Origin of the sequence: Orrella dioscoreae (assembly GCF_900089455.2) — a bacterium.
Classification (GTDB): Bacteria; Pseudomonadota; Gammaproteobacteria; order Burkholderiales; family Burkholderiaceae_B; genus Orrella; species Orrella dioscoreae.
Genome location: NZ_LT907988.1, coordinates 2995894 through 3013972, shown reverse-complemented (window position 1 = coordinate 3013972; position 18079 = coordinate 2995894). Strand labels below are relative to the sequence as shown.

At 69.2% G+C, this 18079-nt stretch carries 15 protein-coding genes; 5 read left to right on the top strand and 10 right to left on the bottom strand.

The genetic code is table 11. The annotated features are described in order from the left end of the window. Positions 1–9 precede the first annotated feature (9 nt). The 8 genes from ODI_RS14005 to ODI_RS13970 form a co-directional block, all read right to left on the bottom strand. A complete protein-coding gene (locus ODI_RS14005) occupies positions 10–2724 on the bottom strand; it encodes an autotransporter family protein (protein ID WP_067751478.1) in 2715 nt (904 codons plus the stop codon). Positions 2725–2746: 22 nt separating this feature from the next. Next, on the bottom strand, positions 2747–3601 hold the full coding sequence (locus ODI_RS14000; protein WP_067751475.1) for an alpha/beta hydrolase: 855 nt from the start codon (positions 3599–3601) through the stop codon (positions 2747–2749). Positions 3602–3927: 326 nt separating this feature from the next. Then, positions 3928–4965, bottom strand: a complete 1038-nt coding sequence (locus ODI_RS13995; protein ID WP_067751473.1) for a DctP family TRAP transporter solute-binding subunit — start codon at positions 4963–4965, stop codon at positions 3928–3930. A gap of 98 nt (positions 4966–5063) precedes the next feature. Continuing rightward, complete coding sequence (locus ODI_RS13990; RefSeq protein WP_067751470.1) at positions 5064–6362, bottom strand: TRAP transporter large permease; 1299 nt, start codon at positions 6360–6362, stop codon at positions 5064–5066. Beyond that, positions 6359–6886: a TRAP transporter small permease gene (locus tag ODI_RS13985; RefSeq protein WP_067751467.1), complete on the bottom strand. Its 528-nt coding sequence runs from the start codon at positions 6884–6886 to the stop codon at positions 6359–6361. The genes ODI_RS13990 and ODI_RS13985 overlap by 4 nt, the downstream gene beginning before the upstream one ends. A 177-nt stretch (positions 6887–7063) precedes the next feature. Next, positions 7064–8770 carry a single-stranded-DNA-specific exonuclease RecJ gene (gene recJ, locus ODI_RS13980; RefSeq protein WP_067751464.1) on the bottom strand — a complete coding sequence of 569 codons (1707 nt, stop codon included), beginning with the start codon at positions 8768–8770 and terminating at the stop codon, positions 7064–7066. After that, a complete protein-coding gene (locus tag ODI_RS13975; protein ID WP_067751461.1) occupies positions 8752–9678 on the bottom strand; it encodes a hypothetical protein in 927 nt (308 codons plus the stop codon). The genes recJ and ODI_RS13975 overlap by 19 nt, the downstream gene beginning before the upstream one ends. Before the next feature lie 52 nt (positions 9679–9730). Continuing rightward, positions 9731–10825: an NAD(P)H-dependent flavin oxidoreductase gene (locus tag ODI_RS13970; RefSeq protein ID WP_067751458.1), complete on the bottom strand. Its 1095-nt coding sequence runs from the start codon at positions 10823–10825 to the stop codon at positions 9731–9733. Between the two features lie 142 nt (positions 10826–10967). Between ODI_RS13970 and ODI_RS13965 the strand changes: the two genes are divergently transcribed. The 5 genes from ODI_RS13965 (at position 10968) to ODI_RS13945 (ending at position 15402) form a co-directional block, all read left to right on the top strand. Beyond that, positions 10968–11924 (top strand): LysR family transcriptional regulator, encoded by a 957-nt coding sequence (locus ODI_RS13965; RefSeq protein WP_067751455.1) that lies wholly within the window; start codon positions 10968–10970, stop codon positions 11922–11924. 15 nt (positions 11925–11939) lie between these two features. Beyond that, the gene (locus tag ODI_RS13960) at positions 11940–13337 is read left to right on the top strand and encodes a lipoprotein-releasing ABC transporter permease subunit (protein ID WP_408635829.1); all 1398 of its coding nucleotides are present in this window, start codon (positions 11940–11942) and stop codon (positions 13335–13337) included. A 7-nt stretch (positions 13338–13344) separates the two neighbouring features. Beyond that, positions 13345–14073: an ABC transporter ATP-binding protein gene (locus tag ODI_RS13955; RefSeq protein WP_067751452.1), complete on the top strand. Its 729-nt coding sequence runs from the start codon at positions 13345–13347 to the stop codon at positions 14071–14073. Between the two features lie 70 nt (positions 14074–14143). Next, positions 14144–14965, top strand: coding sequence for a TatD family hydrolase (locus tag ODI_RS13950; protein ID WP_067751449.1), 822 nt, complete (start codon positions 14144–14146; stop codon positions 14963–14965). Beyond that, positions 14962–15402 (top strand): acyl-CoA thioesterase, encoded by a 441-nt coding sequence (locus tag ODI_RS13945; protein WP_067751446.1) that lies wholly within the window; start codon positions 14962–14964, stop codon positions 15400–15402. Before ODI_RS13950 ends, ODI_RS13945 begins: the two co-directional genes overlap by 4 nt. A gap of 24 nt (positions 15403–15426) precedes the next feature. Here the strand turns inward: ODI_RS13945 and ODI_RS13940 are convergent, their stop codons facing one another. Beyond that, positions 15427–16752 carry an amidase gene (locus ODI_RS13940; protein WP_067751436.1) on the bottom strand — a complete coding sequence of 442 codons (1326 nt, stop codon included), beginning with the start codon at positions 16750–16752 and terminating at the stop codon, positions 15427–15429. Positions 16753–16869: 117 nt separating this feature from the next. After that, a complete protein-coding gene (locus tag ODI_RS13935; protein ID WP_067751433.1) occupies positions 16870–17856 on the bottom strand; it encodes a Bug family tripartite tricarboxylate transporter substrate binding protein in 987 nt (328 codons plus the stop codon). Positions 17857–18079: the final 223 nt, after the last annotated feature.

The window sequence follows — 18079 nt, the reverse complement described above, 5'->3', positions numbered from 1 at the left end:
CCGTCAGGCTTAGAACCCCCAACGCAGGTTGACCATGCCGGTGTGGTCGCGCGATCCGCTGGCGTATTGGCCGGCATAGGACAGGGCGACTGCCGCGTTGCGGCCCATGGCAAGCGCCGTGCCCAGTTCGACCAGCGCCGCGTCGCGTCCGATCGGCGCACCCGCGACGGTGAACGATTGGCTACCCTGGAACGCCACGCGTGATTCGCCCTCGTCGTCGCCGAACAGGTGCCGCCAACCCAGCGTGCCGTAGACGCGGCCGGGGCGACCGGCAAGCTCGAATGCCTGGGCGGCGCGCAGTCCCAGCGTGGTGGTGGTCTGCTGGCTGCTGTCCGACTCGCCCGACAGCGCGGCCGGACCACCGGTTTCCGAGAAGGCGCGCGTGCGCAGATTGGCCCAGGCCACGCCCACGAAGGGTTCCAGGGTAGTGGACGCGCGCACCTGCCAGGCGTGGGACAGCTCGGCGAACAGCTGGGTGGTGCTGGCGCCGTAATCGGCGGTCAGCGGCGCGGCCTGGCTCATGGCCTGGCGGCGCGTGGACAGGTCGTGCCAGGTGTAGCCGCCGCCCAATAGCAGGTTGGCGCGGCCCCAGTCGGTGTCGAAGGCGCGGCCGGCGTAAAGCAGCGCGCTGTAGCTGGAGACGTCGCTGCGCGAGGCGCGGCCGTCGGCGCGCACATTGCTGTCGGTGTAGCCCAGCGCCGCGCCCAGCCGCCAGCCGGCGCCGACGGCATGGTCGGCGCCCACGAACAGGCCACCGGTGTGCTGGCGTACGCGGCCGGCATTGCCGTCGCCGTCGAGGGTCTGCCAGTTGCCGACGATCTGCGCCCAGGCGGGCATTGCGGTCGAGCCAGGCAGGCTGCTTGCCGAGGGAGGCAGGTCGGAGGCACCTGCCGCCGCCGTGGGCGCGCCCGGCAGGTTGCGGGCCTGCAGGTTGTTGCGCAACTGGCTCAGCAGCAGCGTGCGCGCCTGGATGCCGCCTTGCAGCAGCGTGGTCTTGGCGCTGGCGTGGGCCTCGCCGGACAGGCTGTCGAAGACCGCTGGCGGCGCGCCTTCAGGCAACGTGAGCACGTAGTCGTGCAGGGCGTTGCCGGGCGCCATGCTGTCGACGGCATCGGCCACGGCGCGCTGGTTGCCGGTGGTGGCCGCATCCGAGAACCGGATGGTGCCGTTGGGCGGCGGAGGCGGTTCGGGCGTGGTGGGGGGTGTCGTGGGCGGTTCGGGCTTGCGCACCAGTTCCAGCGTGACGTCTTTGTCGGTGTAGTCCAGCTTCGAGTCGAGGAAGGCGAAGTTCGAGGTCGCGCCTTCGAAAGTGCCGACCACGCTGTTCGCGCTCAGGATCGTGTAGGTGCGCTGGGGCGCGAACCCGCCATCCGGCCCGACATGCACGACAGAACCCGCCAGCCGCGCAGTGCCGTCGACGACGACGCGATCGCTGGCGTCGCTGTCGGGGTCGGCCTGCACGCGATAGGTGGCGCCCGTATCGAAGTTCAGGTTGCCCGCCACGCGCAGTGCGCCAGCGGGATTGCCGGGGGCGAGGGTCGCGCCGTTGCCCAGGGTGGTGGTGCCCACTGTTCCCGAGCCGCCCAGCACGCCGCCCGCGCCGACGTTCACGTTGCCATTCAGCGTGCCGTTCACTTTCAGCGAGCCGCCGCTGACGGTGGTCAGGACGTTGCCCGCTGCCGTGCCCGTCAGGGTCAGGTCTCCGGCCAGCAGATTTATGGCGCCGGTGCCGGTGACGTTGCCACCATAGGTGATGGGGGCACCGGAAAAGTTGAAGAGGAGTTGGCCGGTGCCTTGGCCGAGAGAGATCGTGCCGACGTCCAGGATGCCCGCCGCGGCCGGACTGCCGGATGCGTTGGCAGGCGACCCGATGATGACCGAGGCCACGCCGGTGGCGTTTTGGGCCACCACCAAACGCGCAGCGCTCATCTTGCCGCCGTCCGACAGGACGAGTGTGGCATCGCCCCAGCCGCCTATGATGACGAAGGGATCTTGCGCCTGCCAGACTGAGCCTGCCCCGGTGATGGAGACACCGCCCCGCGTGTTCTGCAATCCGGCGATCGATGTACGGTTGTTGACGTCTGGATTCGTGCCGGTGACTACCTTGCCCTGGTCCGAGATGGTCATGGTGACATCGGAGCCATTTTCCCCCGCGATGCCCAGCGTCCGTCTGGCCTGGAGCAGGCTGTCCTGACCGGACACCGTGATGCTTCCGCCGTCGAGATACACCCGCGAGGCTTCCAGGCGCGCCCCATCGCTGAGGGTGACCTGGGCAGTGCCCCCGACGCCGGGTCCGCCGCCGCTGCCCAGGTAGACGGAATTGCTCAGCAGCAGGCGAGCATTGGGACCGGAGACAGACAGATTGCCCGATGCCCCGGCGTCATTGCCGACTGACAGGACGACGAGACCATTGAAGGCGGAGTTCCCCACCATGTTCAGGGTGCCGCTGCCGTTGGTGATCGCGCCGATGCTGATGAATCCGATATCGGCCGTCCCCTCGTAGTTCACGACGCCACCGTTGTTCACATCGGCGTAATCCGTGGGAACCGAACCGCCGTCCCAATTGATGCCATCGAACCAGGAGCCTGGGGCGGTCGCCAGCCATTCGGCAGCCTGAGCGGGCTGGCACGCCACGCCAATGACGCTGGCCAGCAGCAGGGCGCGGAACAGCGGCGTCGGGGTGATACGAGCAGGCCGGAAGGAGGGGCTGCGTAAGGGTTTCATGGCTTTCTGGGTCCAGGTTGTTTCAAAGCGGGGGGGATGTGCCGTCACGGCAGGCGGGGGCGTTGTCCAACAGCATTCGCCAGCGCTGGGCCCAATCACCGCCGTGATCCAGGCCCGGAATGGTTTGCGTGGCCGCGCAACGCGTACCGGTTGCGGCGATGAAGTGCCGAGCGACGCGGGGCGGCACGATGGCATCGTTCGCGCCGCTGAAGTGGCGCTGGGGAATGTTTGCCACGCGCGGCGCGTCCGTGATCGGGTTGAGCGACTCGGGCATGGCCGAGACCTGATGCAAGGCATTTACGAACTCGGTATCCAGGTTGCCGGCCACGGTGCGGATCGTCGCGACGTCCTGCCTGCGGGCCGCCAGCAACACCGCCAGCGCGCCGCCGCCGGAATAGCCGACGAGTTCCAGCGGCTGGCCCGGCGTGCGGGCGCGCAACTGTTCCAGGGCGGCATTCAAAGAAGCGACGATGGGCGGCGCGAAGCGCTTGCCGGTCCACCAGGCCGAGCGGCACTGCGGATTGTCGGCCATGGGCGTGTACTGACAGGGGCGCGCCAGATAGGCCACGTTGGGGCTGGGATCCTGCGCGGCCAGCATCAGGCCGACCGGATTGCGTGGCGTGGGGTCGAGCGAGGGCTGGTTGCGGGACACCCAAGCGTAGCCATCGCCCTCCAGATAGACCCGCAGGGGCTGGTCTGCCCGGGTGATCCGGGTGTAGGCGGTCAAGACGAAGGCATCTGCCCGAAGGCGTTCATGCTGCAGATGGCCTGCCGCGGCCAGCGCATCGGCGTGCGCCTGGCGGTCGACGCTGGCGCAGCCGGCCGATAGCGTCATCACCAGGGCGAGCGCAAGCAGGAAGGACTTGCTGGGCAACATAGGGGACAGTCGGGAAGAGGGGCCTGGCAGCCGCCAGGCGGTGCCGAAGAAGAGTCGACTGAGTGTATGTGGCGGGGGGGCCGTCCCATATACCTTAAGAAAGGTATATTGCGCCCGCAATTTGGCTGGCGACAGGCGGTCGAATCCGTGCTTCGGCGGATCCGACCGCGACAATGCCTCAACCCTGCTTGCGCAGGGGCATGCCTCCGGCGTGAGAGATGAGGCCGCCTGCCGCCTGCCGCCTGTCGGCATGGCGGGCGGGAGGCTGAGGGTGTCGACGCGACGTCGCGCGTCAGGCCATTGCTGCGTGAGGGCGCCGGCCAGGCTTACTTCTTCCGCGCGGCGATATCCTTCTCGGCCTGGTTCACCAGCGCCTCGCCGATCGTCTTCTTCCACTTGTCGTACACGGGCTTGGTGGCCGCGACGAACTGGGCATGCTGTTCGGGCGTGAGCTCGGTGATCTCCACGCCCAGGCCGCGCATTTCCTGCAGCAGGGCAGGGTCTTGCGGGGTCACGCCCTTGCGTGCGATCTGGATCTGTTCACGCGCGGCGTCCTGGGCGGCCTGGCGCACGATCTCGCGGTCCTTCTCGGTCCACGATTGCCATACGTCGCGGTTGACCACGAAGAGCAGCGGGTCGGCCACGTAGTTCCACAGCGTCATGTGCTTCTGGCCCACGGTGTGCAGCTTGGCGGCCATGATCAGCGCCAGCGGGTTCTCTTGCCCGTCCACCGCGCCGCTGGCCAGCGCGGGTTGCGCGTCGGCCCAGCTCATCTGCGTGGGGTTGGCGCCCAGCGCGGTGAAGATGTCGATGAAGAGCGGCGAGCCCACCACGCGCAGCTTCAGGCCCTTCATGTCGGCGGGGGTGCTGACCTTGTGGCGCGAGTTCGTCAGCTGGCGAAAACCGTTCTCGCCCCAGGCCAGCGGCACCACGCCGGCCTTGTCGACCAGGCCGAACAGCTGCTTGCCGACTTCGCCTTGCGTCAGCGCGTCGATGGCGGCGTGGTCGGGCATCATGAAGGGCAGCGCGAAGATGTTCAGCGCGCGCACTTGCGGCGACCAGTTGATGGGCGAGCCCACGGCCATGTCGATCACGCCCTGGCGGATGGCGGTGAATTCGCGCGTCTGGTCGCCCTGCACCAGCGATGTGCCCGGGTAGACCTTGATATTGATGCGGCCGTCGGTGCGCTCCTTCACCAGGCGCGACCAGATCTCGGCACCCTGGCCCCACGGGAACTGGGTGCCCACGACGATGGACAGCTTGTATTCGGACTTGTAGTTCTGTGCGTGGGCCGGGCCCACCGTTGCCAGCAGGGCGGCGCCGGCGCACAGCGTGGCGCCCAGCAGGGATCGCAATGTCGTCATGGTCTTCTCCTCGGTGTTTATTGTCTTGTCGTCGTTGTGCTGCAAAGGTAACGGTCGGTGCTTCAGGGCCAATGGCCCACGGGTCGATAGCCCACGGGTCAATAGCCCAATTTCTGCGGCAGCCACAGCGCCAGCTGCGGGAACATGATCACGGCGATCAGCACCAGCATCATGGCGCCCAGCAGCCACACCACCCAGCGCACGGTCGACTCCATCGGTACCTGCGCGATGCGGCAGGACACCATCAGGTTGACCGCCAGCGGCGGCGTGAACTGGCCCAGCGCCACCTTCAGCGTCAGGATCACGCCGAACCACACCGGGTCCCAGCCATAGACGTTGGCGATGGGCATGATGAGCGGCACGAAGATCAGGAAGATCGAGATGCCGTCCAGGAACATGCCCACGGTCATGAGCAGCAGGATCAACAGGATCAGCACGCCGGTCTCGCCCAGGCCTGAGTTCACGATGGCGTGGGTGATGGGATCGATGAGGCTGAGGGTGGACAGCGACCAGGCGAACACGCCGGCCAGCGCCACCACCATCAGGATCACGGCCGACAATTCGGCGGATTCGCGCAGGATGACGAAGAGGTCGCGCGGCTTGATGCTGCGATAGACCACCATGCCCACGAACAGGCCGTAGAACACGGCGACCACGGCGGCTTCGGTGGGCGTGAACCAGCCCATGCGCATGCCGCCCAGGATCAGCACGGGCGCGGCCAGCCCCCAGGATGCCGCCTTCAGGCTGGGCCAGAAGGCGGGGCGCGGCAGATTGCGTTCCAGCGCGCCCATGCCGTGGCGGCGCGACAGCCACACGGCGGGAATGATCAGCGCAAGGCCCGCCAGGATGCCGGGCACCATACCGGCGGCGAACAGCGCCGGCACGGAGGCTTGCGGCACCAGCACGGAATAGATGATGAAGGCGACCGACGGCGGGATCAGGATGTCGGTGGCCGCGCCCGCCGCCACCACGCTGGCCGAGAAGGGCGACGGATAGCCCGCGCGCCGCATGGCCGCGATCATGACGCCGCCCACCGCCGCCGCGCAGGCCGGGCCCGAGCCCGAGATGCCGCCCAGGAACATGGCGACCGCAACGGAAATGAGCGGCAGCATGCCGGGGCCGCGCCCCACGATGGCGGTGGCGAAATCCACCAGCCGGCGCGCCACGCCCGAGCGGTCGAAGATGGAGCCGACCAGCACGAACATCGGGATGGCGAGCAGCGGATACTTCGCGATGCCGGCGTAGAAATTCTGCGGCACGGCCAGCAGGCCGAACCATTGCACATCGACGTTCGCGATGGCGATGGCCAGGGTGCCAGCCACGCCCAGCGCCACGCCCACCGGCACGCCGATGACCATGAGGCCGATGAAGACGATGAAGAGCAGCGCGCCGATCATGGCCGTGCCGCCAGCAGGCGCCGCAGCGAGCCCAGCGTGCGCAGGGCGATGGCGATGGAGAGCGCCGGCAGCCAGATCGAGTACCACCAGGTGGGTACGCCGATGGCCGGACTGGTTTCCTCGTAGACGTACTCGTCCCAGACCAGCCGCGCCGACAGCACGGCCAGCAGGATGAAGAACGCCAGCACCACGGTCTGGCTGATCACTGCCAGGCGGCGCTGGCGCTGGGTGGAGCCGCCGTCGGCCAGCGCCTCGATGCGGATATGGTGGTTGCGCACGAAGGCGGAGCAGCCGCCCACCATGGTCACCACGATCATCAGGAAGACGGAGATTTCCTCCGTCCAGGCGAAGGACTGGTCGCTGAAGTAGCGCACCAGCACGTTGGCGAAGGTGATGAGCGCGAGTGCCGCCATGACCAGGACGGCCAGCCAGTCTTCGATGGCGAGGGGGACTTTGACGGTGGGGTCGGGCGGAGGCGGGGCCAGGTCGTAGCTGGGTTCCGGCGGGGCGGGGGGCTGGGACATCGGGGAGGGTGCTGCGCTTGTCTCGTTTCTGTTGCCGGCGTCTTTTGACGCGCCGGGCTGCGATCGATGCTAGCGCGAAGCGGACGAACTGTTACCCCGTGTTTTCCCGTGGATGCAGGCTGTGGACTGCAAGTTCCAGCGCATTGCCCGCCGCATGTTGCAGCGCGGCAACGCGCGCTACACCCCCTGCGCGTGCTCCACCACCAACTGCACCGACACCCGCCCGTTCCACTCGTTCTGGTCCAGCCGATACGCCACCTGCACCTGTTCCGGCACCATGTCGGCATGGCCAAACCAGATGGCGTCGAAGCGCTGGTGGCCGCGCTCCAGTTGCAGCTTCAGGTGCTTTTCGCCCACCAGCCGCTGGCCGCGCACGAAGAACTCGTCCAGGAAGACCGGCGCGGCAAAGCCCGCGCCCCAGACCTGCTGTTGCAGCAGGTGGGCGACCTCGACGTTGGCGTAGCCGGTCTCCAATGAGCCATCGGTCTCCAGCACCGGCTCGAAGCTGCTGCGGCCGGTCAGCTCGCGCACCGCGGCATCGAAGGCAGGCGCAAAGGCGTCGAAGTCCTGGCGGCCCAAGGTCAGGCCCGCGGCCATGGCGTGGCCGCCGAATTTGCGGATCAGGCCCGGATAGCGCTTGGACACGAGATCCAGCGCGTCGCGCAGATGCACGTCGGGAATCGACCGGCCCGAGCCGCGGATCTCGTCGTCGCCCGCTGGCGCGAAGGCCAGCGTGGGACGCCAGAATTTTTCCTTCAGGCGCGAGGCCACCAGGCCCACCACGCCCTGGTGCCAGGTGTCGTCGAAGACACAGACTGTGGCGCCCGGCGATGAACTTGCGGCCTCCATGCTGTTCATGGCCTGCTCGCGCATCACGCTTTCGATGTTGCGGCGCTCGCGGTTGATGGTGTCCAGCTCGCGCGCCATGTTCAGCGCTTCGCCTTCGTCATCGGTGGTCAGGCAGGCGATGCCCAGGCTCATGTCGGCCAGGCGGCCCGCCGCGTTGATGCGCGGACCCAGCGCGAAGCCCAGGTCGAAGGCGCTGGCGTTGCGCGGTTCGCGCTGCGCCACGGCAAACAGCGCGCGCAGGCCGGGCTGCATGCGGCCGCTGCGCATGCGCGCCAGGCCTTGCGTGACCAGCAGGCGGTTGTTGGCGTCCAGCTTCACGACGTCGGCCACCGTGCCCAGCGCTACCAGGTCGGCCAGCGCGTCCAGGCGCGGGCCGCCGTCGGGCGGATAGACGCCGCGGCGGCGCAGCTCGGCGCGCAGCGCCAGCATCATGTAGAAGATCACGCCCACGCCGGCCAGGTTCTTGGACGGGAAGCCGCAGCCGGGTTGGTTGGGGTTCACGATGGCCAGCGCGTCGGGCAGCACGTCGCCCGGCAAGTGGTGATCGGTGACGACCACGCCGATGTCGGCTTCGGCGGCGGCGTTCACGCCATCGACGCTGGCGATGCCGTTGTCGACCGTGACGATGATGTCGGGCTTGCCTGCCGGGTGGCGCACGGCCAGTTCGACCACCGCGGGCGACAGGCCGTAGCCGGTCTCGAAGCGGTTGGGGACCAGGTAGTCGACCACGGCGCCCATGGCGCGCAGGCCGCGCAGGCCCACCGCGCAGGCGGTCGCGCCGTCGCAGTCGTAGTCGGCCACGATCAGCAGGCGTTGGCCATCCTGGATGGCGTCGGCCAGGATGCTGGCCGCGTCTTCGGCATGGGTCAGGCCCTTGGGCGGCAGCATGCCGCGCCAGTCCAGGCGCGTGTGCGCCGGGTCGTTCAGGCCGCGCGCGGCCCACAGGCGGGCCAGCAGGGGATGGACGCCGGAGGACACGAGCTTGGCGCAGGCGTCGAGGTCGGCGGGACGGACAGTCAGACGGGGAGAGACCACCAGGTATTCCAGTTCTTCTTGGGACGGGGCAGCCAGGCCAGCAGCGGGCTGCGCGGATTGCGGGTAAGGGTGACCAGCCGGTCGGCGCCGGCCAGGGTCAGTTCGGTGGCATCGCCAGCGGCTTGCAGCGCGCGGTCCAGCGCGGGCAGGGCGTCCAGCCAGGCCGCCCAGTCAGCGGCGCGATGCGCCGCGTCCAGTTGCGCCAGCACCTGCGCCTGATCGGCCTGCGGTGTCCAGGGGCGCGCGCCGCCATACAGCCACAGGCCGTTCAGGGGCAGCGCGCCACGGGCGGCGCGGGCGTCATTGACGGGGTGTTCGTGCCAGGCCATTTGCACGCTGTTCAACAGGCGGCGCCAGGGCCGGCTGGCGGCGTCCTGCGGCCACCAGTCGTGCAGCGCGTGGGACGCCACGGCAGCCGGACTGGCCGAGCGCGGCGACAGCCCGTCGGGCAGCGTCATGCGCCAGCGGCCCGGCGTCAGCGCCACGGCGTCGAAGCCGTCTTCGCGCAGCCAGGGCAGGGCGGCGTCGAACAAGGCCAGGCCTTCCTCGGCGCGCACATCCAGTTGCAGCGGATCAGCCAGGGTGGCGCGGTCGGTGCCGACGGAAAGATGGGTCAGATCGGCCAGCCACACAGGCGTCGTGCCGGTTTCCGGTGCGCCAGCCTGCGCGGCCAGCCAGGGGCCAAGCCCCGCGCCGAGCGTCTGGCCGGCGTCGGGCGTGCAGCCCGCGCGCCGCAATTGCCAGGCCTCGGCGGGCGTACAGCCCAGCGCATGGACGTCTTGCGGGTCGGTGTGGGCAGCGGCTGCTTGCAACCAGGCCAGCAGCGCGGGCGCCAGCGCGGGCAGGCGCTCGGCCAGCGCGGCGGCGACCGGCGCGGGGGGCAGGGCCCCGGGAATCAGGAGAGACATGCCGGGATTGTAGTGTGCCCGGCAGCAGGGTCCTGTTCGTCTGTCCGGGTCCTCAGCCGGCCACCTGCCAATCCCGCTTCAGCATGGCGAGCTGCCATTCCTGCACCAGCGCCGCCACCAGCTCGGCCGCGGGCAGGGCGCGGGCCAGGGGCGCGCCCTGCCCGGCCCAGAACGGTGCGAACTCCTGGCTGCCCTGGGCACTGGCGGCGGCATGCAGCGCCTTGCCGGCGTCATACACGATGGCGTAGTCGGGCAGCGCGGGCGCGCCGGCCACGTCCACTTCCTGGTGGATGCGGTTCACCAGGCCGCGCGCGGGCCGTCCGGAAATGGCGGCGGTGATGCCCGTGTGGCGCGTGCGCGGGCTTTGCAGCTCGGCGCGATAGGCGGCGTTGGCCAGGCTTTCCGGGCACAGCACGAAGGCCGTGCCCATTTGCACGGCGCTGGCGCCCAGGGCCAGCGCGGCGGCAATACCCTGGCCGTCCATGATGCCGCCGGCCGCGATCACCGGCAGCCCGGTGCGGGCGCGCAACAGGCGCGTCAGCGCGAAGGTGCCTATGCCCGGGTCGCCCTGTGCCGGATCGAAGATGCCACGATGGCCGCCAGCTTCCACGCCTTGGGCCACCACCATGTCCACGCCCGCGGCTTCGACGCGCTCGGCCTCGTCCAGCGAGGTCGCGCAGGCCAGCGTCACGATGCCGGCGTCGCGCAGCGCGCGGATCCAGTCCGCATCCGGCAGGCCGAAATGGAAGCTGGCGACCGCCGGCCGCGCACGCAGCAGGGCTTCCAGCATGGCCTCGTCGCCGATGAAACTGCCATACAGATTCTTGATGGTGGGGGGCGGCTCGGCGCCGAACTCCTGGAACCAGGGGCGCAGCCAGTCCAGCCAGGCGGTTTCGCGGGCGGCGTCGGCCATCGGGGCGCGATGGCAGAACAGGTTCACGTTGAAGGGCTTGTCTGTCAGCGCCCGCGTGGCCGCGATCATGTCCTCGGCCTGCTGGGGCGTGCTGGCGCTGAGCGCGATGGAGCCCAGTGCGCCGGCGTTGGACACCGCGGCCGCCAGTTGCGGCGAGGAGGTGCCCAGCATGGGCGCCTGGATGATGGGGTGGGCGACCTTCAGCAGGCGCTGGGCGGGATGATCGGGCGGCATGGTCGGATCCTTCGTGGCTGGGTCTTGAACGGATGGATATGATGGTATCTCCATTCAAGATGAAATTTAAGTGATAATTCTCAAACAAAGAATTCATTGCCGTGAACAGGCCGCTCCAGGCCTGCCGCGACGAGGAGCCCGCATGGATCTCGCCACCCTGGAAATCTTCCGCACCGTTGCCGACGAGGGCAGCGTCACGCGCGCCGCCCGTCGCCTGGGCCGCGTGCAGTCGAACGTGACGACCCGCGTGCAGCAGCTGGAGGAAGAGTTGGGGGCGCCGTTGTTTGCGCGTGACGGCAAGGGCATGGCGCTTACGCCCGCGGGCGAACGCTTCCTGGATTACGCCCAGCGCCTGCTGGCCCTGGCGCAGGAGGCGCGCCAGGTGATGCATCCCGACACGCCACAAGGCAGCCTGCGGGTGGGCAGCATGGAAAGCACCGCGGCCAGCCGCCTGCCGGGGCCCCTGGCCGCCTATCGCCGCCGCTGGCCGCAAGTGACGCTGCGCCTGCGCACCGCGCCTTCGCGCCAGTTGATGCAGGCCGTGCAGGACCGCGAACTGGATTGCGCCTTGCTGGCGCTGCCGCAGGCCGCCGGGCCGGATGTCGCGACGCAGTTGCCTGCGCTGGGTCTGGACGGGGTCGTGGTGTGCCGCGAATCGCTGGTGCTGCTGCTGCCGCCGGAACATCCGCCGGTGGCAAGCCTGGCGGAGGTCCAGGTCCGGACGCTGGTGGCTTTCGAGTCCGGCTGCTCGTACCGGATCCTGGCGGAAGATGGCCTGGCGGCCCCGGCGGGCACTGGCGTGCCGCGCCTGCCCGTGGCGCTGGACATCCATGAGGTCGGTTCGTATCACGCCATGGTGGCCTGCGTGGCGGCCGGCGGCTGCGCGGGCGTGCTGCCGCGCAGCCTGCTGGCGCTGCTGCGCGAGCCGCCCGATCTGCGCGAAGTGCCGCTGGCCGAGGTCGACACGCTGCTGGTCTGGCGCGCGGGCTACGCCACCCCCGCACTGTCGGCGCTGCGCGAGGCGCTGTCCGATCTGGCGGGCCCTGCAAAACACCTGTCGCAAGCCGTTGCAAAGCCGCGCCGTGGGCGTGCCGGTTAGTGCCATAATGCGCCGGTGCTGAAAATACCCTACGAATTCTGGATCGGAGCCCGATACTCGGACCTGCTCCGCATCGTCCAACTGCTGCTGCGCATCACCGGCCTGCTCTGGCTGCTGCGCGTGGCCGCGCGTCGCATCCCTTTCCTGCGCCGGCGCGGCCTGGCCGACTGGCTGGAAAGCCTGCACACCGCGCAGTTGGCCCGCCGTCAGCGCGACGGCTTCGTTTCGTTCATCGCGGTCAGCTCCATGGCGGGCATCGGCCTGGGCGTCGCGGCGCTCATCGTCGTGCTGTCGGTCATGAACGGCTTCCAGCGCGACGTGCGCGACCGGATGCTGTCGGTGCTGCCGCACATCGAGCTCTACGTGCCGGGCGCCACGCCCGAGCGCATCCTGGACCAGTGGCAGACCCTGGCCGACTACGGCAGGCAGAATCCTGAAGTCCGCGGCGCCGCGCCTTTCGTGGCGGCCCAGGCCATGATCGTGCGCGGCCAGGCGCTGCGCGGCGTGCAGGTGCGCGGCATCGATCCGGCAGAGGAAGACGGCGTGTCCGACGTCGGCCGCCAGATGGTGCAGGGCAAGCTGGAGGCGCTGACGCCCGGCGGCTTCGGCATCGTCATCGGCGAAGAGCTGGCCGAAGGCCTGGGCGTGAAGCCCGGCGACACGCTGATGATGCTGGCGCCGCAAGGCTCGGTCAGCCCGGCGGGCTTCGCGCCGCGCATGCGCCAGTTCACGATCACCGGCGTCTTCTCGTCCGGCCATTACGAATACGACTCCAGCCTGGTCTTCGTGCAGGTGCAGGACGCGGCGCGCATGTTCCGCGACTCGGGCACCTCGGGCGTGCGCCTGCGCATCGCCGACATGCAGCGCGCGCCCCAGGTGGCCGCCGAGCTGGGCGCCATCCTGCCGCAAGGCGTCTTCGCCAGCGACTGGTCGCGCAACAACCGCACGTGGTTCGCCGCCGTGCAGACCGAAAAGCGCATGATGTTCCTGATCCTGGCGCTGATCGTGGCCGTGGCCGCCTTCAACCTGCTGTCCTCGCTGGTCATGGCCGTCAAGGACAAGCAGTCCGACATCGCCATCCTGCGCACCTACGGCGCCACCCCCGCCGAGATCGCCCGCATCTTCCTGGTGCAGGGCGCCACCATCGGCGTGGTCGGCACGCTGCTGGGCGTGCTGGGCGGCATGGCCATCGCCTACAACATCGACGTCATCGTGCCCACCATCGAACGCATCCTGGGCGTGCATTTCCTGCCGCGCGAAATCTATTTCATCAGCGCGCTGCCGTCCGATCCGCGCAGTGCCGACATCATTACCATCGGCGTCACTTCGCTGGTGCTGTCGCTGCTGGCCACGCTTTATCCCAGCTGGCGTGCTTCGCGCCTGCAACCTTCGCAGGTGCTGCGTTATGACTGAGGCCGCCATGCAAACGTCCCAATCCGCCGCGTCCGTGGTGCTGGAAGCCACGGGCATCCACAAGGTCTACGACGAAGGCGTGTCGCAGTTGCACGTGCTGCAGGACATCAGCCTGTCGGTGCGCGCGGGCGAGATGGTCGCCATCGTGGGCGCTTCCGGCTCGGGCAAGAGCACGCTGCTGCAGGTGCTGGGCCTGCTGGACACGCCCACGCAAGGCACCGTGTCGGTGGCTGGCGTGGGCACCGAAGGCCTGTCGGAAGCCAGGAAGAGCGAGCTGCGCAACCGCAAGCTGGGCTTCGTCTACCAGTTCCACCACCTGCTGTCCGAGTTCACCGCGCTGGACAACGTCGCCATGCCCCTCATCGTGCGCCGCATGGCGCGCAACGAGGCCCGTGAGCATGCGCGCGAGAAGCTGGCCCAGGTGGGCCTGGCCGCGCGTGCCTTGCATGCGCCTGGGCAGTTGTCGGGCGGCGAGCGCCAGCGCGTCGCGCTGGCCCGCTCGCTGGTGGGCGGCCCCGCCTGCGTGCTGGCCGACGAGCCCACCGGCAACCTGGACCGCCACACGGCGCAGGACATGTTCTCCTTGCTGACCCACGTGAACCGGTCCTTGGGCACCGCCTTCATCATCGTCACGCACGACCTGGAACTGGCCGCGCGAGCCGACCGCCGGCTGGTCATGGCCGATGGACGGCTGGTGCGGGAAGACGAGGCCGCGGCGCATCTCGCCGGGCATTGATCGGCCGCGCCCCGTTGCGGCGCGCCTTGCCGGCTTGCCGCCCACCGCCCGGTCACGGTAGCCTGACCGCATGTTGATCGACACGCACTGCCACCTGGACGCGCCGGAGTTCGACGCGGACCGTCCCGAGGTCGCCCGCCAGGCCTGGGACGCGGGCGTGCGCGCCATCGTCATCCCGGCCATCGAGGTCGCCAATTTCTCCATCGTGCGCGACCTGGCGCATGCCACGCCCGGCGGCACCTATGCCCTGGGCATCCATCCCCTGTATGTGTCGCGCGCGGCCGATGCCGACCTGGACATCCTTCGGGATGCCGTGCGCGCCGCCCTGGACGATCCGCGTTTCATCGCCATCGGCGAGACCGGCCTGGATTTCTTCGTACCGGAGATCTCCAGCGGCCCGGCGCGGGACCGGCAGGAGCATTTCTATGTGCAGCAGTTGAAATTGGCGGCCGAGTTCGGCCTGCCCGTGCTGCTGCACGTGCGCCGCTCGCAGGACATCCTGCTCAAGCACCTGCGCCGCATCGACGCCGCGGGCGGCATCGCGCATGCCTTCAACGGCAGTGCGCAGCAGGCCGAAGGCTTTCTGGCGCACGGCTTCGCCTTGGGCATGGGCGGCGCCATGACCTATCCGCGTTCGCTGCAGATTCGCCGCCACGCCACGGACGTGGCCTTGTCCAGCCTGGTGCTGGAAACGGATGCGCCCGACATTCCGCCGGCCTGGCTGCACGGCGATGCGCGGCGCAACACACCGGCCCAGGTGTCGGGCGTGGCCGATGCGCTGGCCGAGGCGCGTGGCGTCAGCCGCGGCGAGATCATCGACACCACCGGCCTGGCCGCGCGGCGGGTGTTGCCGCGCCTGGATGCCTGGCTGTCACGGGAGCACGCTGCATGAGTGATCGACCCGTTGCGCGCACGCGCGACGACTTCGCCCATTTCCGTCCCATCGCCACGCGCTGGATGGACAACGATGTGTACGGGCACGTCAACAACGTGACCTATTACGCCTATTTCGACACGGTGGTGAATGGCTACCTGATCGAGCAGGGCGTGCTGGACATCGCGCGCAGCCCCGTCATCGGCCTGGTGGTGGAGACGGGCTGCCAATACCTGTCCTCCGTCGCGTTCCCCGACGCGCTGGAGGCGGGCCTGCGCGTCACGCGCCTGGGCAATGCCAGCGTGCGCTATGAAGTGGGCATCTTCCGCGCGGGCGCATCCACGGCCAGCGCGCAGGGACACTTCGTGCACGTGTACGTGGACCGCGAGACACGGCGGCCGGTCAGCTTGCCGCCGCCCATGCGCCAAGCGCTGGCGGCGTTGCTGCGGCAGTAGCGGGCCTTTTTCTCCGGACCTCGATCAAGTCTTCAGTGCCGGTTTCGGCATCGGTCCCTGTGCGGCCGTCAGCGCGGCGTCGATCGCTTCGGCCCAGGCCAGCAGCTGCGCATCGCCGCCGCGCGGCCCCACCAACTGGATGCCCACGGGCAGCCCGATGTCCCCCAGCCCTGTCGGGACCGCCAGGCAGGGCGCGTGCAGCAACGTCCAGAGGCTGTTGCACAAGGGGCTGCCGGTGTCTTCCAGACCCGCAGGCGCCTGGCCGAAACTGGGCGGCGTCAGCACCAGATCCACGCGCTGTGTCAGCAGGGCGTCGAAGTCGCGCCGGGCCGCGCCGGCCTGGTCCTGTGCGCGCAGCAGGTCCGGCACGCGATAGCCCGCCGCGTTCTCGGCCGTCGCGCGGATGTTCGGATTCAATTGATCGGGATGCGCCAGCAGTTCCGACAGGAAGGTGCGCCGGCCTTCCGCGCGGATGATGACTTGCTGTGCCTGGGGCAGCGTATCGAAGCTGGCGGGCAATGACAGGTCCACCAGCGTCGCGCCCGCGTCGGCCAACGCGTGCGCGCTGCGCAGCAGCGCTTGCTGGCCGGATGCGTCCACGCGATCCCAGTGCGGACCTTTGTACACGCCGATGCGCAGGCCGGCGAGCGTCGCGGGCGCTTGCGGCCATGCATCCGCCAGCTGGAAAGCACGCGCCATCAATGCCAGGTCAGCCACGCCGCGGGCGAACCAGCCGATGGTGTCCAGGCTGGGCGCATAGACCTTGGCGCCTTCCGCACACACCAGTCCGTGGGTTGGCTTGAACGCATGCACGCCGTTATAGGCGGCAGGGCGGATGATGGAACCGCCCGTCTGCGTGCCGAATGCGATCTGCGCCATGCCGCTGGCCACCGCCGCGGCCGAACCCGAGGACGATCCCCCTGGCGTGTGCGCGGGGGCATAGGCGTTGCCGGTGGCGGCCGAACGCCCGTTGGCGCCGAATTCCACGGTGTCCGTCTTGCCCAGGATCACCGCGCCCAGCGCGCGCGCCGTCGCCACGCAGGCGGCGTCACGGCCAGGACGGTGTCCGGCGTAGGCCGGGGTGTTGAAGGTGGTGGGCATGCCCGCCACGTCGATCACGTCCTTCACGGCTATCGTGACGCCGTGCAGCGCGCCTTGCGCAGGGGCCTGGTCCAATGTGCGGGCCTGTTGCAAGGCCTCATCGGCGGCCAGGTGCGCATAGGCGCGCACTTGCGGTTCCAGCGCGTCGATGCGCGTCAGCGTGGCGCGGGTGATGGCCTCGCAGGACAGCGCGCCGGATTGCAGGCGGGTTGCGGCATCGCTCGCGGTGAGATCGTGGAGGGGTGTCATGGCGAAACGCCTGGGTGGGCGGGAAATGTCGCGGCCCGGGCGTGCGCAAGGCACGGCGCCAGGCCGCGGGCGATCAGGGCATGCCTGGCAGGGATCCGCCAGGCACCGGCGTCAAGCTTACTCCGCCGTGATGTTGGCTTGCCTGGCCACCTCGCGCAGGCGCGGCAGTTCTTCGGCAATCAGCTTGGCCACGGCATTGGCGTCGCCATCGCGGATTTCGAAACCCGACGCCGTCAGCTTCTCGCGCACCGTCGCGTCGGCCATCGTGGCCTTGAAGGCGGCCTGCAGGCGCGTGCTCACGTCGGCGGGCAGGCCGCGCGGGGCCACCACCGCCACCCAGGTCGAGATGGGCGCGGCGTCGAAGCCCGCTTCCTTCAGCGTGGGGACGTCGGGCAACTGCGGCGAGCGCACGGCGCTCGTCACCACCAGCGGCTTGATGCGGCCTTCCTTGATGTGCGGCAGCGCGGCCGGCACGGTGTCGATGTTCAATTGCACCTGGCCGCCCAGCAGGTCGTTCATGGCGGGGGCGCTGCCCTTGTAGGGCACGTGCATCATCGAGATGCCGGTGGCGCGCTTCAGCATCTCGCCGGCGAAGTGCGCCGTGCTGCCGTTGCCGAAAGACGCATAGTTATAGGCATCGGGCCGCGCCTTGGCGGCGGCGGCCAGTTCCTGGAGCGTGTTCACCGGCACCTGCTTGCCCGCCACCAGCACCAGCGTGTTGCCGCCGACCATGCCGATGGGCTCGAAGCTCTTGATCGGGTCGTAGGACACATTGGGCATCACCACGGGGCCGGACGTGAACGTCGAGCCCGAGCTGATCAGCAGCGTGTAGCCGTCCGCGGCAGCCTTGGCCACATAGGACGCGCCGATGGTCGTGCCGCCGCCGCTGCGGTTCTCGATCACGATGGAGGTGCCCAGCTTCTCGCCCAGCACCGGCGCCAGCAGGCGCGCGACATAGTCGGTGTTGCCGCCGGCCGGGAAGGGCACGACCAGCTGGATGGGGCGGGCGGGATAGGCGGTCTGCGCCTGGAGCGGCGCGGCGGCCAGGAGGCTGGCGCCCACCAGCGCGGTGGCCAGGAAATGACGGTTGCTGCGATTCGACATGCTTTCCCCTTGCTTTTGATCTGGGTATGAGAGAGTGGCGGGTGTTGCAGTGTGGCGTGACAGCGCATCGAAAAGTCTGATGCCTGCCTGAATGTCTGCCGCCGTTGCCAGTCTGCATTTCTAATGGGAATGGATGCTATGTGACGAGCGTCACTGCGCACAATCGAATCTTTTTTGAATCGGCATCGAAAAAATTTATGATCGATCCGATCCGGTGTCGTGC

Excerpts from the sequence above, each read along its gene's own strand:
- ODI_RS13990 (WP_067751470.1), bottom strand. The coding sequence starts at position 6,362 with ATGATCGGCGCGCTGCTCTTCATCGTCTTCATCGGCCTCATGGTCATC.
- ODI_RS14005 (WP_067751478.1), bottom strand. The coding sequence starts at position 2,724 with ATGAAACCCTTACGCAGCCCCTCCTTCCGGCCTGCTCGTATCACCCCG.
- ODI_RS13955 (WP_067751452.1), top strand. The coding sequence starts at position 13,345 with ATGCAAACGTCCCAATCCGCCGCGTCCGTGGTGCTGGAAGCCACGGGC.
- ODI_RS13945 (WP_067751446.1), top strand. The coding sequence starts at position 14,962 with ATGAGTGATCGACCCGTTGCGCGCACGCGCGACGACTTCGCCCATTTC.
- ODI_RS14000 (WP_067751475.1), bottom strand. The coding sequence starts at position 3,601 with ATGTTGCCCAGCAAGTCCTTCCTGCTTGCGCTCGCCCTGGTGATGACG.
- ODI_RS13965 (WP_067751455.1), top strand. The coding sequence starts at position 10,968 with ATGGATCTCGCCACCCTGGAAATCTTCCGCACCGTTGCCGACGAGGGC.
- ODI_RS13975 (WP_067751461.1), bottom strand. The coding sequence starts at position 9,678 with ATGTCTCTCCTGATTCCCGGGGCCCTGCCCCCCGCGCCGGTCGCCGCC.
- ODI_RS13950 (WP_067751449.1), top strand. The coding sequence starts at position 14,144 with ATGTTGATCGACACGCACTGCCACCTGGACGCGCCGGAGTTCGACGCG.
- ODI_RS13970 (WP_067751458.1), bottom strand. The coding sequence starts at position 10,825 with ATGCCGCCCGATCATCCCGCCCAGCGCCTGCTGAAGGTCGCCCACCCC.
- ODI_RS13940 (WP_067751436.1), bottom strand. The coding sequence starts at position 16,752 with ATGACACCCCTCCACGATCTCACCGCGAGCGATGCCGCAACCCGCCTG.
- ODI_RS13985 (WP_067751467.1), bottom strand. The coding sequence starts at position 6,886 with ATGTCCCAGCCCCCCGCCCCGCCGGAACCCAGCTACGACCTGGCCCCG.
- ODI_RS13995 (WP_067751473.1), bottom strand. The coding sequence starts at position 4,965 with ATGACGACATTGCGATCCCTGCTGGGCGCCACGCTGTGCGCCGGCGCC.
- ODI_RS13935 (WP_067751433.1), bottom strand. The coding sequence starts at position 17,856 with ATGTCGAATCGCAGCAACCGTCATTTCCTGGCCACCGCGCTGGTGGGC.